We start from the raw sequence: 14,723 nt of genomic DNA, 5'->3' as shown, positions 1-14,723 counted from the left end.
GCGATGGACACGCGCGCCGATGACCGCCCGCTCTCCGAGCAATCCGACGCGGACTCCTCCCTCGCACGGGTCGTCCGGTGGGAGGACCTCACGGCGTGGCCGCTGTTCGCCGCTGCGGTGGTGATGCTCGGCGCCTCGACCTGGGTCGTGGCGGTGCAGGACTCGTCGGTGCTGGCGCGTGCGGCCGCCGCACTGGTCGCGGTCCTGCTGTGGCTGGGCTTCATCGCCGACTACCTGGTGCGGCTCGCGATCGCGGGCGCTGCCCGACGGGAGTTCGTGCGTTCCCGTGTCTTCGAGCTGGTGACGCTCGTGCTGCCGTTCATCCGCCCCCTGCTGATCGTCGTCTACGTGTGGCGACTGCCGGTGTTCCGCTACGGCAGCCCCGCCAAGCAGCGCATCCGCTACATGGTCACGCTCACACTGTTCACCCTGATGTTCGTCTACCTCGCCTCGTGGGCCGTGTGGCTGGTCGAACGCAATGCCGCCGGCGCGACCATCCTGAGCTTCGACGATGCTCTCTTCTGGGGGTTCACCACCATCACCACCGTCGGATACGGCAACCTCGTGCCGATCACCGCACTCGGCCGCATCATCGCCGTCGGGCTGATGCTCGGTGGCCTCGTCGTGATCGGCGTGACGAGCGCGACGGTCGTCTCGGCACTCACCGATCGCATCCGCCAGGCCGCATCGCACGAGCCGCCCGCGCGGCCCACGCGGCGGGATCGCAGCGACCGCTCCGAGTAGTGCACCCCCGTAGGGATGAACTTCTCAAACGTGACCGACGTTCTTCAGCGTTCGCCCTCTGATCATCGAGCCGCGGAACTGCCGTCGTGTCGGCTCGTGCCGCCCGCCGATGCGCGCCATGATCTCTTCGGCCGCCGCGCGCCCCATGGCCTCGACCGGTTGCATCCACGTCGTCGCGCCGATCACCGGGCGAGCAAGATCACCAAGACCGTCGTATCCGGTGAGCGAGATGTCCTCCGGCACATCGAGACCCCAGGAGTGCAACAGCTCCCAGGTGCGCACCATGATCGGATCGCTGGGGCAGACCACGACCGTGGCGTCACTCGCGACTGTTCGGAGTGCCCGGGGGTCCGGTCCATCGCCGTCGGCTTCCGCAGGGATGATCAGGGGGTCGATACCGTGCGACCGGACAGCCCTGATGAACGCATCCGACCGCGCCCCGAGGGTCGCCGAGCGCGATCGGGGGAAATCGATCACTCCGATCTGTTGGTGCCCCTCCGCCACCACGAGATCGATCAGGGCCTCGACGCCGGACCCGTCATCGGAGATCGCGCTCAGCCGTGGGGGAACCGCGTCAGGCCCGACTACCACGACCGGCACGTCGGAGAGATCGGCGAAGTCGTCGAGACCGACCCGCCCCGATGCGATGATCACGCCCTCCGGCCTCAGGCTCATCACGGCGTCGAGCGGCCGATCGTCGCGCGGGTCGGCCATTGTGACAGCGAGACGGAAGCCCCGCGTGGAGAGAGTCTCCTGCACCGTGCGGATCAGTTCGCCGTAGTACGACAGCTGCACGGCACGGACGAGGATGGCGACGGTGTCGCTGCGCCCCGATTTGAGCGACTGCGCACGCAGGTCTTTGACATACCCCAGCCGACGAGCCGTCTCGAGCACATGCTCTTTCGTGCGTTCGGAAACGCCGGGCTGCCCGAGCAGAGCTCTGCTCGCGGTCGATTTCGACACACCGGCGACGGCCGCCACGTCGATGATCGAGGCGTGGCCGCTGTCACCATGCGCCGACGCGCTCAGTCGTTGATCCACACGTGCCCCCTCTCGATCGTCGTGCACCAGAACGTAGTGTCCCACTTCGTGCCGCCACCGGCCGACGAATCCACTCGTGTCAGTCGATCCGGTACTCGACGACGATCCCGAGGTGGTCGCTGGGGAAGCTCTCCCCCGGATCGACATCTCCCACGATCCAGGCGTGCCCGACGTCGATCGCGCCACGCGAGAACTGGTAGTCGAGGGTGTAGTCAAGATCACCGCCGGCACCCGGCATGGTGCCGTCGCGAAGATCGCGGTACACGCCGCGGCCGTCACCAATGAGATCGTTGCGCTCGACGATCGTCGCTCCCGACCCCAGCCGCGGTGCGGCGCGCCAGGCATCATTCAAGCCCCACGAAACGATCTCACCGTACTCGGCGCCATCGGGCACGAAATTGAGATCGCCGGTCAGCACCTCCGCGTCGACGGCGTCCTGTTCCCGCAGACGGCGGATCTCGGCGAGCTGCGCCAGACGCATGGAGACGCTCTCGCGGATGGAATCCGAGGCGATCGCAGCGGCGTCCGCGCCACGCGCGACCGCGCGGTAGCCAGAATCGACGCCCATGCGCCCCGCCTGATGGGTGTGTCGCAGGTGTGTTGTGCCGACCCTCAGGAGCGTGCTTCCGACCTGCCAGTCAGCCGTCAGATAGGTGCAGCGAGCCCCCGCATCGATCGTGTGCGAGGCCGCACGCATCGGAGGCTCCGCGGCAAGGATGGCGTTGATCGTGGGTGCGGTGGGGTGAGTGCGTTCTCCCTCGGCGACGAGATGCATGCCCGTCGCCGAGGCGAGTGCGCGGGCATGCGCAGCGGTCGTCTCCTGCACGAGGAAGACATCGGGGCGGATCGCCTCGACCCGTGGCACCAGCAGAGGCAGTCGGGCATCGACGTCGCGGTAGAGGACGTTCCAGGTCAGGATGCGAAGGTTCTCGTTCACGGAAGGCTGCTTTCGTCGGAATCGGTTTCGGGACGGTATGAGGTCAGGCGCACGTAGCTGCGATCGTCTGCGGACCAGGCGCCGGGGAGCAATGGCTTGGCCATTGCGGCGAGTGCGCCGAGCGCTGCGGGGTCGGTGTCGAGCGCGTGCCGCAGATGGTCTTCCGCCTTGCGAAGACTGCGATCGGGCGCGAGATAGCCGTCGCTGGCGAGCACCACCTCGTCACTCTCCCCCACGTCGAACACCTCGATGAACCGGCTCGGTACACGCGTCCCGTCGAACACGCCGTAGCCGAGTGGAGAGCGCGCATTCGCCAGCGCCGGCTGCACTTCGAGAAGCGGAAACGCAGCGCGCAACCCGGGGTCGGTCTCGATGATCTCGGCGACGGAGGCACCGCCCGCGAGGAGGGCGAGGTTGTAGGCGGCGCGGAAAGCGGCGAGCGCATCGTCGATGCCCTTCTGGGCGGGGAATGCGTGCCGCCCTACCCGCACATGCACGTCGCCGATGCGCCACACCTGGTGGCGTCGCACCGAGTAGATCGCGGCGACCGCGCCCGCCGGTCCGGCGTGTGCCGCCGTGATGCGCCCGACCGCCGCAGTGAGCAGATCCACGCACTCACGCGCGTCGAGGTCGCCCGGCAACGCGGTGAGCGCCGTGCCGATGGCGCGAGCAAACTCGCGTCCGCTCGCGGGCCTGCCGTCGCCCCGCAGCGGGCTGGACATCCCATCGATCACGGCGACGTAGTCGTCCGAGACGGCCACGATGTCCTCCGAACGACGCGCCGGTCCTTTGGCGCGGACGAACAGCTCCGAGAGGTTGCTCGGCCATCCACCGGCGATGATCAGGGAGTCGACGTCATACCCGTCGGCGGCGGGGAACACCGGCGTCATCGTGCCCCTCCCATTGCGCCGACCACGCGGCGGGACTGCCAGGCGGCCATCCGGTCGGCGAAGAGCACCACGCCCAGCGCGATGACCGTGTTCAGCACGACGTACGCGGTGGCGACACCCACCAGCTCTGGATCAGGCGTCGCCGCCAGCGCGCCCATCGCGACGCCGAGCGGACGGTTGTTGACGTTGTAGAGCATCACCGACACGGTGTACTCGTCGAATGTCGCGTTGAAAGAGAGCGCGGCGACCTGCACCAACACGGGTACCAGCATCGGCAGAGTGATCAGAGCGAAGCGACGCGGCGAACGTGCGCCGAGCGCCCGCGCTGCCTCGTCGAGCGCGGGATCCACTCCGGCGACGGCGGCGCGAACGAATCGGACCACGGTCGGCAGAAGGATGACCACGTAGGCCAGCGGCAGGATCCAGAACGATCCGACAAGCACGTGTCCGCCGGTCAGAACGTGCGGCGCACCGAAGACGATCAAGAACCCCAGGGCGATGAGGACTCCTGGCAAGAAGTAGGGCAGGAAGAAGGTCATCTGCAGCGCATCGGTGGCTGCGCCGCGGTGTCGATCGACGAAGTGCGACAGTGCCGTGCCGATAGTCAGGGCGACGGGGATCGCAATGACGCACAGCAGCAAGGAGTTGACCAGCGGCGCAACAGCGCCGCTGTCTCCGAAGACCGTTGCGAAGTTGTCGAGCGTGAGTCCGCCCCACAGCTGCCCGTTGCGGATCGCCTCCACGGGCGAGAACGCCATGAGCACGGTGACGAGAACCGGCAGCATGTTGACCAGGGCGAGGGCGTACGCCACTGCGTACAAGGTCGCTCGGCCGATGGGATTGCCCACGCGGGTCGGCTGGAACGGACGTGTGCTCTTCGCCGCCGAGAAGAGGCTCGCGCGACGTTCTGCGCGGAGCGCCCAAGCCAGTAGGCCGACCGTCGCCAGTGCCAGCAGTACGCCCAGAAGCGCTGCCATGTCGGGGCGTCCGAGCGAGGTGAGGGTGCGGATGAGCGGACCCACCATGGTGAAGCTCCCCCCACCGAGGATGTTGGGGGCGGCGAACGACCCGAGCGATCCGATCAGCACCATGAGCAGCGAGGCCACGATCATGGGCCGCAGCACGGGCAGCACGACACGGACAAAGGCGGGGACCGGGCTCATCCCCAGCGAGCGAGCGGCCTCGACCATGGAGAAGTCGATACGACGGATCGCGGGGCGCAGGAAGAGGAAGTGGTATCCGGTCATCGTGAAGGTGTGTACGAGGATGACGGCGGGAATGCCCGAGAACCAATCGTCGGGTAATCCGGGGAGGAGTCGCTGCAGGCCGATGGTGATGGGGCCGCCGGCTCCGTACACCATCACGTATCCCGTGACGGCGGCTACGGATCCGAACACGAGGGGAATCGCGTAGGCCACGGTGAGGAACCCCTTGCCGCGGATGCAGAACGCCTCCAAGATGAACGCCTGCGTGATCCCGACCGCGCTGACTGTCACCAACGAGACTGCGGTCACGATGAGCGTGTCGCGGATGGCTGCGAGCACACGCGCTGATGAGAACAGTTCGACCGCGGTCGCGAGCGGGTCTCCTGACGAGGGAAAGATGACTTCTCGCAGCACACCGATGTTGGGAACGTACAGGAATGTCACGACGAACCACGCGCAGCTGAGGAACATACCCCACGCGATCAGACGCCAGGCGGCGGAGCCCACGAAACGCGCCATCGCACGTCCGCCGCGGATGCTACCGCGTTCAACGACCGCGCTCACGAGGCGATCCTGATGAGATCCGCCTCGTCGAAGCCGACGTACACCTCATCGCCGACGGCGTGATCGTCGTCCTGTCGGGACGGGAGCACCGCGACGACTTCATGCCCGTCGACGTCGATGACGTACTGGGTCGCGGATCCGAGGAAGGTGAGCAGACGCACTTGGCCACGGGTGACGGTGCGCGGTGTCGGCACGACGGACAGTCTCATGTTCTCGGGGCGGACGAAGACGGCCGTCGCCCCATGCGGCTCGATCAGAGCGCGCAGTGCGCCGCCGAGCTCATTCACCTCTCCGACGAACCGGCACACATACTCGGTCGTCGGCCGCTGGTAGACCTCACGGGGCGGTGCGATCTGGTCGAATGCGCCGTCTCGCATGACGGCGACGCGGTCGGACAGGGACAACGCTTCTTCCTGGTCATGGGTGACGTACAGCGTCGTGATGCCGAGCTCGCGATGCAGACGCTGGAGCTCGGCCCTGAGCCGCACCCGGAGAGTCGCATCAAGGTTCGACAGCGGTTCGTCCATCAGCAGAACGGACGGGCGCGTGACCAGTACGCGGGCGATCGCTACTCGCTGCTGCTGACCGCCGGAGAGCTGCGCGGGCATCGCCCGTGCGTGCGCGGTCAGCCCCGTGGCCGTGAGCGCTTGGTCGATGCGTTCGCGACGCTCACGACCACGGATGCCTCTCACCCCCAGCCCGAACGCGACGTTGTCCTCCACCGAGAGATGCGGGAACAGGGCGTAGCTCTGGAACACGAACCCGACACCGCGCGCCTCCGGATCGAACCGCGTCACGTCACGACCGCCGATCTCGATCGCTCCGGCACGCGTCGACACGAATCCAGCGATCGCGCGCAACAGCGTGGACTTGCCACACCCGGATGGGCCGAGGAGCGTGACGAACTCTCCGGCATCGACCGTGAGGTCGATCCCCTGCAGTACGTCCCTGCCCGCGTAGGCGACAGCGAGGTCGCGGATCGTGATCATGATGGCTCCTGTTCGTACGGTTCGGATCAGCCGAGGATCTCGAGCTGGACCTTCTGCATCCACTCGGTCAGGTGCGGGGTGACGACGGACCAGTCGATGTCCTGCTTGGTGAGCGAGTCCAGAGCGGCAGCGGCTTCGGGAAGCCGCGCGACGGCGTCGGAGTTGAGCGGGGTGTCGTTGTGGGTCGCCTCGACGTAGGCGACCTGGAAGTCCGCCGAGCCGAACCAGTCGAGGAACCGCTGTGCTTGTTCTGCACGATCCGTTCCGTTGACGATCGCAACTCCGGTAGAGACGAACGGTGTTCCTCCGTCGGTGTCGACGACGGCGATGTCCAGGTCGTTGTCGTCAGCGCCGATCTGCACACCGCCGAGCCAGTTGACGACCACAGGCAGTTCGCCGGAAGCGACCCAATCCCAGTCGAACTGCTGACCATCCGAGAGCTGCTTCGCGTTCTGCAGGATTGCAGCCAGCGCGTCCCAACCTTCGGGCGAGACCTCACCCGTCTCGGGGTCGGCATAGCGCCAGAGGATGCCGACGATGGCGGCCTGACCCGTCTGACCTGTCGTTGCGGGAAAGACGAACTTCTCGGCGTACTCTGGCGCGGCAAGGTCCAGCCATGCGTCGGGCGCCTCAGCGTTGCCGAGGTGAGCAGTGTCGTAGCCGATGACGATCGGCGTCTGCGTGAACAGCGAGAAGCCGGCATCGTCGTCGCGGAACTGCTCAGGGATCAGGTCTGCCCATGCGGGCGTGTAGTGGTCGAACATGTCCTGCGCGTCCAGCCGGTTCAGCAAGGATTCGCCGAGTCCGACGACCACGTCGGCCTGCGCGTTGTTCTTCTCGGCTTCCAGACGGGTCGCCAGATCGCCTCCACCGCCGCCGACGATCGTCAGTTCGATGCCGAGGTCTTCCTTGGCCTGCTCTGTCACGAAGTCGATTCGGGCGTCGTCCATGGGGGCATAGACGACGAGCGATCCGCCGTCTTCCCCGTCGGCGGGCAGCGCCGAGGGGGACGCCGCGGAACAGCCGGCGAGGGTGAATGCCGCCGCTGCTGCAGCGGCGATCAGGGTGGTGCGTCGTGCATGCATAGAAGTGCTCCTTCAGATCAAGGGATCACGCGTTCGGGAACGTTCCCGAGGCGGGAACGTTCCCGAACGTACGACCCCAACACGTCGCGCACGTAGCTCGAAGATGAACAGAAAAGGAACGCGACGGCGGGCTCGTGCGACGCCGCGCCGCAGCGGCAGGCGTGAGCACGTGGAGTTCAACCACCCACCAGTCGACCGCCATCGCTATCGTGTTGTGCATGCGCGACGCAGAGAAGCCCACGCAGCCGAGCACCAGACCCTTCCTGAGCGTGCTCCGCCGGCTACCGGCGACCATCGCGTTCATCGCGATCCTGCTGGCCTGCGGCATCGTCTCGCAAGGGCTCTGGCGACCGTTCGAAGACAGCGCGGCATTCGAAGCCGTGGCCTATGGCCTACCCGCGTTGGAGGCGGGACGCTGGTGGACGCCACTCACCGGAACCTTCTTCGTCGTGCAACCGCTGGTGTACATTCCCACGCTCCTCATCCTGTGGGGCTTCGCGGTGCTCGAGTACCTGCGCGGGTGGAAGGTCGCCGCGGCGTACTTCGCGATCGGCCAGCTCTTCGCGATCTTCACCTCCGCACTGCTGCTGTGGATGTTCGCACTCATTCCGAACTGGGCGTGGGCGGCAGAGCAGGCGGCGACCCTGGATGTGGGCCCCAGCGGCGGAGCGTTCGCCTGCATGGCCGCTGCCGCCGCACTGTTCGCGTCGCCCTGGCGGGTGCGGGTGCTTCTGCTGCTGATCGCCGTGGCCACGATCGGACTGCTATTCCTGGGCACCGTCGCCGACCTCGAGCACGCGGTCGCGCTCGCCCTGGTCCTGCTGGTCGACCGCTCGCTGCACGTGCAGCGTGCGACCGTGCGCGAGCAACGGTTCATCGCCTTCATCGGCGTGCTCGCGTTCGCGGCGACTCAGGTGATCTTCGCCTTCGTGCCCACCGACGGCCCGTTCGGCACCTCGGCGCCGCTGGCCGGCCCGTGGTGGACGACAGTGGTCGAGACATTGGTCGTCGTGCTCATCGCCGACGGGCTGCGCAGGGCGCGTCGCTGGGCGTGGGTCGTCTCGCTTGTACTGCTGGGCATCAACGCCCTGCTCGGCGTGCTGTTGCTTGCGTTGCTCGCGGCCGCTGACCAGGCCGATGTCCACGCGGCGTTCGACGGTGGCGTGGCGCTGACGATCGCCACGGCGGGCGTCGCTCTCGCCGTGTTCATCTACCTGGTGTGGGTCCGCGCAGCCTTCCCGCCGCGCCACAGGCGCACACTGTCTCCCGGGCATCCCACCGACCACGACGAGACGAAGAAGCTGCTGCGCGCCCATGGTGGCGGCACGCTGTCGTGGATGACGACGTGGGAGGGGATGTCGACGACCCACACCGAGCACGGGTCCGTCGCGTATCAACAGCGCGCCGGTGTCGCGCTGGCCCTCGCCGATCCTCTCGGCCCAGAAGAAGGGCGCGCCGCGTCGGTCGCGGAGTTCATCGACGACGCCGAGCGCGCCGGCCTCGCACCCTGCTTCTTCAGCGCCGGGGAGGCCACCCGCGCTGCCGTTCCTGCGACGTGGCGCAGTCTCGTCGTGGCCGACGACACCATCGTCGACCTGCCCGGCCTGGAGTACACGGGCAAGCGATGGGCATCCATCCGCACCTCGATGAACCGGGCCGGACGCGAAGAGATGACGTTCCGCATGTCGACGCTGCGCGACGAGTCGTGGGGCGTGCGCGCGCAGCTGCATGCGATCTCGGAGATGTGGGTCGGCGACAAGGGGCTGCCCGAGATGGGCTTCACCCTCGGTTCGCTGGAGCAGGCCGAAGACCCCGAGGTGCGGATCGCCCTCGCGCTCGCTCCCAACGGCGACGTCGACGGATTCCTGTCGTGGCTGCCGGTCTACGGCGAGGGTCGGGTACGCGGGTGGACGCTGGATCTGATGCGGCGCCGCGACGGAGGGTTCCCCCCGGTCATGGAGTACCTCATCGGCATGTCGGCCGCTCACTTCCGCGACGAGGGCGCCGAGATCCTGTCACTGTCGGGTGCGCCGCTGGCGCACGAGTACCCGCCGGATGCCCGAGTGATCGCCGATCTCAGCGACAAGCTCGCCGACATGCTCGAGCCGGTGTACGGGTTCCGTTCGCTGCACCGCTTCAAAGAGAAGTTCCATCCCCGCTACGAGACGCTCTACCTGCTCTACCGTGACGAGGGCGACCTGCCGCGGATTGGACTCGCGCTCACGCGCGCATTCCTTCCGGATGCCACCGCGCGCCAGTTCGCCAGCGCCGGCCTCGAACTCGTTCAGCGCGGCGGCGAACGCGAGTAGCCCGCACGCCTACTTGGCGGTGCAAGAGTCGAACACCGGCACCGTCGCCGAACGTGTGCGGGTGGAGAGGGCTACGGCCAGGACTCCGAGCCCGAAGGTGATCGGCACGTAGCCGAGGGTGCCGAGAAGAGGAAGGACGTCCCCCATCGTCATGAAGGTGTTCGGGGAGGCGACGGCGACCAGCGCCGGGATGAGCGAGGTGACCGTTCGGATGCCAAGGGCCCAGAGCGGCGCCCAGTTCCAAGGGGTGGGGACGACCCCGGCCCGGGCGACCTGCGTGGCTGCGATCAGCCCGAACATCAGCGGGACCACCCAGGAGAGATAGCTCCAGATCGGCCAGAACGCCGCGTCTGGACCCAGCTGAGAGCCGGCGGCGAGGTTCACCAGGGTGTCGATTGCCGGCCACAGCGCGACGACGGCGGCGGCCGCCATGCCCAGCGGCTTGCGTGCGACGACGCTGTCTTCACGGACCAGCCCGATAGCGAGGAGCAGGATTGCGGCGGCCCATGACAGGTCGCTCAGCAGCACGATGACGGTGCTCGCCCCCGGAATTCCCGACAGGGCACCCGTCGACATTCCGAAAACACCGCAGACGATCAATCCAATCCCGCCCGCCAACCATGTGAGCCGCCGTCCACGCATGCGCCCAGGCTACCGAAGGTGCACGATCCGACTCGCTGACCCAAGAGACGCGGAGAGATCGTCTCGCAGGCACGCGACGTAGTCGCTGGCGCGCGGCATCCGAGAAGAGCAAGGTCAAGCGCACCCACAAAACGGGTTCTGACCAGGGGAAAAATGGCGGAGACGGAGGGATTTGAACCCTCGGTCCCCTTGCGAGGACTCCACCTTAGCAGGGTGGTGCACTAGGCCTGACTATGCGACGTCTCCGTGCGTCCGTTCCGAAGAGTGGACGCGCCTAGCCATCATAACGGTTCACCGGGCCAGTCACGAATCGAGCACCGCAGCGCTCGACGCGCGAGCGATCAGCTCGGGCCGAAAGCGCACGCTGTCAGCGCTGCCCGGCGTTTCGAGTTCTTTGAGCAGCAGGTCAACGGCGGTCCAGCCGATCAGCCGGGCGGGCTGACGCACCGAACTCAGGGGCACGACGGCAGCAGCGGCGAAGTCGATGTCGTCGTAGCCCACCAGAGCGATATCGTCGGGCACCCGCACCTGCGACCCGAAGCTCAGAGCCTGCAGCAGTCCGACCGCGAGCAGATCGTTGGCCGCGAACACGGCATCCGGCCGATCCGCAGCATCCCGCGCCACGAGTGCCTCGCCGGCAGCACGCCCTTGCAGCACTGTCAGCGACGGACGCTCGATCACCTCCAGCACCGCGCCGTCAACCTCAGCCACAGCGTCTCGCGCCCCCTGCAATCGTTCGGCGACCTGCCGCACCGACGACGGTCCCCCGACGAACGCGAGGCGCCGACGGCCGGCGGCAAGCAGATGTGCCGCAGCGAGCCGCCCACCCTCAACATCGTCGACCGACACCGAGGGAAACGCGCCGCCGCGATCCTCGCGGTCGACGAGCACGGCCGCCATTCCCCCGGCATCGAGGCGGTGTAGCACGGCGAGATCGTCGGATGTCGGCGTCAGCAGCACTCCGTTGACGCGCTGCTCGAGGAACAGGTCGAGGTAGGCGCCCTGTCGCTGATCGCTCTCGTCGCTGTTGCCCAACAGCACAGTCATCCCCGCTTCAGCGGCGCGGTCCTCAGCCCCGCGGGCGACCTCGGCGAAGAACGGGTTGCCGATGTCGGGCACGACGAGGCCGATGCTGCGACTGCGCCCCGCGCGCAACTGGCGGGCCGCGTCATTGCGAACGAACCCGAGCTCGTCGATGACCCGCTGCACGCGCTCAGCCGTGCGAGGCGAGACCAGCTCGGGCCGATTGAGCACGTTCGAGACGGTTCCCACCGAGACGCCGGCCGCAACGGCAACATCTTTCACACCCACTGCCATCCGTCTTCCCCCTCCACCGCGGCCTCCCCACACGCTACTCGACAGGCTTTCCACCCGCCGCGCACAACGGTTTTGACTTCCCCGATACGGGCACCTAGAGTGCTCTGAAACGATTCAGACACGCCGGACTCAACGAGGAGATTCACCCATGCCCCGCGTCGCCTTCCAGCTGCAGGTGCGCCCTGAACTGCTCGACGAGTACCTCGAGCGCCATTCGCCGGTCTGGCCCGAGATGCTCGCCGAGATCGCCGCATCCGGCCGCCGCAACTACTCGCTCTTCCTCGGCGACGGCGGCCGCCTCTTCGGCTACTACGAGACCGACGACGACGAAGCCGCCCAGGCCTACCTCGCCGAATCCCCCATCGCGACGCGCTGGGAGGCCGAGATGAGCCGGTTCTTCATCGGGCTCGACGGTCGTCCCGACCAGGCCGCGACGCGCCTGCCCGAAGTCTTCAATCTGGACGCCCAGCTCGCCTCGGCATCCGACGTTCCCGCATCCACCCCCGACAACGAAAGCAGTCCATCGTGAGCATCCTCACACCCGACATCCGCTCTCAGCTCGAGCGGCAGTCGATCGAACTCCCCTCGTGGGCGTTCGGCAACTCCGGTACCCGCTTCAAGGTGTTCGGCACGCCCGGCACCCCGCGCGACCCCTTCGAGAAGATCGCGGATGCCGCACAGGTGCACAAGCACACCGCGCTCGCCCCGGTCGTCGCGCTGCACATCCCGTGGGACATGTGCGACTTCGACGCCCTGCGCAGGCACGCCGAAGACCACGGCGTCGCGCTCGGCACCGTCAACTCGAACACCTTCCAGGACGACGACTACAAGTTCGGTGCGCTGACGCACGAAGACGCGGCGATCCGCCAGAAGGCGATCGACCACCACCTCGCGTGCATCGACGTGATGGATGCAACCGGCAGCCGCGACCTGAAGATCTGGCTCGCCGATGGGTCGAACTACCCCGGCCAGGCCGACATGCGCGGTCGCCAGGATCGCCTGCAGGACTCGCTCGAGAAGATCTACGCCCGTCTCGGCGCCGAGCAGCGCATGGTTTTGGAGTACAAGTTCTTCGAACCGGCGTTCTATCACACCGATGTTCCCGACTGGGGCACCAGCTACGCGCAGGTCGCCTCTCTCGGCGACAAGGCCATGGTCTGCCTCGACACCGGCCACCACGCCCCCGGCACCAACATCGAGTTCATCGTCATGCAGCTGCTGCGCCTCGGCAAGCTCGGCTCGTTCGACTTCAACTCGCGCTTCTACGCCGACGACGACCTGATCGTGGGCGCGGCCGACCCGTTCCAGCTGTTCCGCATCCTGTTCGAGGTGGTGCGCGGCGGCGGGCTGAACAACCCCGACGTGGCGTTCATGCTCGACCAGTGCCACAACGTCGAAGACAAGATCCCCGGTCAGATCCGCTCGGTGCTCAACGTGCAAGAGATGACCGCGCGCGCCCTGCTCGTCGACCGCGACGCGCTGAGCAGTGCCCAGAAGAGCGGCGATGTGCTCGCCGCCAACGCCGTCTTCATGGACGCGTTCTACACGGACGTCCGCCCGGCACTGGCCGAGTGGCGTGAGTCGCGGGGACTGGCAGCCGACCCGATGGCCGCGTACGCCGCATCCGGATACCAGCAGAAGATCGCCGCCGATCGCGTCGGCGGAACCCAGGCAGGATGGGGAGCCTGACATGACCACCACCTCCATTCGCCGGCCGCTCACGGCCTGGAAGGCGACCATCGCCGTCGCCATGTCGAACTACATCGAAGCGGGCGCCATCATCGCTCTCGCCACCAGCCTCACGCTGTGGCAGGCCGAGTTCGGCTTCGACAACGCCGCCGTCGGTCTCGTCGCGGCCCTCAGCGCCAACGCGTTCGGCGCCGCGATCGGTGCCGCCATCGGCGGTCCGCTCTGCGACCGCCTCGGCCGCAAGTTCATCTACACCTACGACCTCATCCTGTTCATGGCCGGTGCACTGGTGGTGACGTTCTCGACGAACTTCACCATGCTGCTCATCGGCGTGATCATGATGGGCATCTCGGTCGGTGCGGGTGTGCCCGCTTCGTGGACCTACATCGCCGAAGAGGCCCCCAGCGAGCAGCGCGCCGCACACGTCGGCACGGCCCAGCTGGCCTGGTCGATCGGCCCGGCCGTGGGCTTCCTGCTCGCCGTGATCGTCGGCCCGCTCGGCATCGTCGGCGCGCGTCTGATCTTCTTCCACCTCTTCGTCATCGCCGCGATCACGTGGTGGGTGCGTCGCGGACTCCCCGAGTCGCGCCGTTGGAAGGAGCAGCGCGAGGCCGAGCGCGCCAGCGGCCAGAAGGTGTCGCTGTTCTCGGGCATCGGCGCACTGCTGTCGAACAAGAAGAACCTCGGCGCGCTGGCCTTCTTGCTCGGCGTGTATGGCCTGTGGAACACCGTCGCCGGGCAGGCCGGTATCTTCCAGCCGCGCGTCTACGAGGCGGCCGGGCTCGAGGATGCCACCCAGCAGAACCTGCTGCAGGTGCTCGTCTGGACGCTGACCGCCGCGGCGACGTACTTCGGATTCATGCGCTACGGCGACCGGGTCAGCCGCCGCTGGCTGTACTTCGGCGGCGCACTGCTGGGCGTCATCGCCTGGATCGTGCTGATCTACGCCCCTCCCGGAATGTTCTCGCTGCTGTTCTTCGCCACCGCGTGGGGTATCTCGGCCGGTGTCGGCGCGCAGGCCTTCTACGGCCTGTGGACGGCTGAACTGTTCGCGACCCGCTACCGCGCCAGCGCCCAGGGCATGCTCTTCATGCTCGCCCGCGTCATGGTCGGCCTGCTCAGCCTGGTCTTCCCCGTGCTGCTGGAGTCGATGGGCCTCGGCAAGCTCGGCCTGCTCATCATCGGTCTGCTGGTCGCGGCTCTGCTGATCGGCACGATCTGGGCGCCCAAGACCGAAGGCAAGTCGCTCGACGAGATCGAGCGCGAGCGCTACGGCGAGCCGGTGGCCAGCGCACGCTGACCACCACGAGG

Annotated in this window: 13 protein-coding genes and 1 tRNA gene; 5 read left to right on the top strand and 9 right to left on the bottom strand. The window is 67.4% G+C overall.

Annotation, left to right across the window (positions count from 1 at the left end):
• The first annotated feature begins 3 nt into the window (after positions 1–3).
• Positions 4–744 carry a potassium channel family protein gene (locus JF543_RS04215; RefSeq protein ID WP_206821050.1) on the top strand — a complete coding sequence of 247 codons (741 nt, stop codon included), beginning with the start codon at positions 4–6 and terminating at the stop codon, positions 742–744.
• 24 nt (positions 745–768) lie between these two features.
• Here the strand turns inward: JF543_RS04215 and JF543_RS04210 are convergent, their stop codons facing one another.
• The 6 genes from JF543_RS04210 to JF543_RS04185 all read right to left on the bottom strand — a co-directional run bounded on the left by JF543_RS04210 (position 769) and on the right by JF543_RS04185 (position 7,455).
• On the bottom strand, positions 769–1,785 hold the full coding sequence (locus JF543_RS04210) for a substrate-binding domain-containing protein (RefSeq protein ID WP_206821051.1): 1,017 nt from the start codon (positions 1,783–1,785) through the stop codon (positions 769–771).
• A gap of 79 nt (positions 1,786–1,864) precedes the next feature.
• Entirely contained in the window at positions 1,865–2,722 is an 858-nt protein-coding gene (locus tag JF543_RS04205) for an endonuclease/exonuclease/phosphatase family protein (RefSeq protein ID WP_206821052.1), read from the bottom strand.
• Positions 2,719–3,612, bottom strand: coding sequence for a hypothetical protein (locus tag JF543_RS04200; protein ID WP_206821053.1), 894 nt, complete (start codon positions 3,610–3,612; stop codon positions 2,719–2,721). The genes JF543_RS04205 and JF543_RS04200 overlap by 4 nt, the downstream gene beginning before the upstream one ends.
• The gene (locus JF543_RS04195; RefSeq protein WP_347401087.1) at positions 3,609–5,381 is read right to left on the bottom strand and encodes an ABC transporter permease; all 1,773 of its coding nucleotides are present in this window, start codon (positions 5,379–5,381) and stop codon (positions 3,609–3,611) included. Before JF543_RS04195 ends, JF543_RS04200 begins: the two co-directional genes overlap by 4 nt.
• Complete coding sequence (locus tag JF543_RS04190; RefSeq protein WP_206822806.1) at positions 5,378–6,370, bottom strand: ABC transporter ATP-binding protein; 993 nt, start codon at positions 6,368–6,370, stop codon at positions 5,378–5,380. Before JF543_RS04190 ends, JF543_RS04195 begins: the two co-directional genes overlap by 4 nt.
• A 26-nt stretch (positions 6,371–6,396) precedes the next feature.
• Positions 6,397–7,455 (bottom strand): extracellular solute-binding protein, encoded by a 1,059-nt coding sequence (locus JF543_RS04185; protein ID WP_206821055.1) that lies wholly within the window; start codon positions 7,453–7,455, stop codon positions 6,397–6,399.
• 218 nt (positions 7,456–7,673) lie between these two features.
• Between JF543_RS04185 and JF543_RS04180 the strand changes: the two genes are divergently transcribed.
• A complete protein-coding gene (locus tag JF543_RS04180; RefSeq protein WP_206821056.1) occupies positions 7,674–9,764 on the top strand; it encodes a bifunctional lysylphosphatidylglycerol flippase/synthetase MprF in 2,091 nt (696 codons plus the stop codon).
• Positions 9,765–9,773: 9 nt separating this feature from the next.
• On the opposite strand, the gene JF543_RS04175 is transcribed toward JF543_RS04180, so the two are convergent.
• From JF543_RS04175 to JF543_RS04165, 3 genes are all read right to left on the bottom strand, one after another.
• Positions 9,774–10,406 carry a hypothetical protein gene (locus JF543_RS04175; protein ID WP_206821057.1) on the bottom strand — a complete coding sequence of 211 codons (633 nt, stop codon included), beginning with the start codon at positions 10,404–10,406 and terminating at the stop codon, positions 9,774–9,776.
• 154 nt (positions 10,407–10,560) lie between these two features.
• Positions 10,561–10,652, bottom strand: a tRNA-Ser gene (locus JF543_RS04170).
• A gap of 57 nt (positions 10,653–10,709) precedes the next feature.
• Complete coding sequence (locus JF543_RS04165) at positions 10,710–11,723, bottom strand: LacI family DNA-binding transcriptional regulator (protein WP_206821126.1); 1,014 nt, start codon at positions 11,721–11,723, stop codon at positions 10,710–10,712.
• A gap of 148 nt (positions 11,724–11,871) precedes the next feature.
• Between JF543_RS04165 and JF543_RS04160 the strand changes: the two genes are divergently transcribed.
• The 3 genes from JF543_RS04160 to JF543_RS04150 are packed head-to-tail and all read left to right on the top strand — an operon-like array spanning position 11,872 to position 14,712.
• Positions 11,872–12,252, top strand: a complete 381-nt coding sequence (locus JF543_RS04160; RefSeq protein WP_206821127.1) for an L-rhamnose mutarotase — start codon at positions 11,872–11,874, stop codon at positions 12,250–12,252.
• Entirely contained in the window at positions 12,249–13,412 is a 1,164-nt protein-coding gene (gene rhaI, locus JF543_RS04155; RefSeq protein ID WP_206550561.1) for an L-rhamnose isomerase, read from the top strand. Before JF543_RS04160 ends, rhaI begins: the two co-directional genes overlap by 4 nt.
• 1 nt (position 13,413) lies before the next feature.
• Positions 13,414–14,712, top strand: a complete 1,299-nt coding sequence (locus tag JF543_RS04150; RefSeq protein ID WP_206822805.1) for an MFS transporter — start codon at positions 13,414–13,416, stop codon at positions 14,710–14,712.
• The last annotated feature ends 11 nt before the right edge of the window (positions 14,713–14,723 follow it).

The organism is Microbacterium esteraromaticum, from assembly GCF_017303215.1.
In the GTDB taxonomy this organism is placed as follows: domain Bacteria; phylum Actinomycetota; class Actinomycetes; order Actinomycetales; family Microbacteriaceae; genus Microbacterium; species Microbacterium esteraromaticum_C.
The sequence above is the reverse complement of the archived record's forward strand: the minus strand, read 5'-3'. Positions and strand labels throughout refer to the sequence as shown.

Bases quoted from the DNA above. Each gene is read 5' to 3' on its own strand.
- JF543_RS04215 (WP_206821050.1), top strand. From the start codon at position 4: ATGGACACGCGCGCCGATGACCGCCCGCTCTCCGAGCAATCCGACGCG.
- JF543_RS04200 (WP_206821053.1), bottom strand. From the start codon at position 3,612: ATGACGCCGGTGTTCCCCGCCGCCGACGGGTATGACGTCGACTCCCTG.
- JF543_RS04190 (WP_206822806.1), bottom strand. From the start codon at position 6,370: ATGATCACGATCCGCGACCTCGCTGTCGCCTACGCGGGCAGGGACGTA.
- JF543_RS04185 (WP_206821055.1), bottom strand. From the start codon at position 7,455: ATGCATGCACGACGCACCACCCTGATCGCCGCTGCAGCAGCGGCGGCA.
- JF543_RS04180 (WP_206821056.1), top strand. From the start codon at position 7,674: ATGCGCGACGCAGAGAAGCCCACGCAGCCGAGCACCAGACCCTTCCTG.
- JF543_RS04175 (WP_206821057.1), bottom strand. From the start codon at position 10,406: ATGCGTGGACGGCGGCTCACATGGTTGGCGGGCGGGATTGGATTGATC.
- JF543_RS04165 (WP_206821126.1), bottom strand. From the start codon at position 11,723: ATGGCAGTGGGTGTGAAAGATGTTGCCGTTGCGGCCGGCGTCTCGGTG.
- JF543_RS04160 (WP_206821127.1), top strand. From the start codon at position 11,872: ATGCCCCGCGTCGCCTTCCAGCTGCAGGTGCGCCCTGAACTGCTCGAC.
- JF543_RS04150 (WP_206822805.1), top strand. From the start codon at position 13,414: ATGACCACCACCTCCATTCGCCGGCCGCTCACGGCCTGGAAGGCGACC.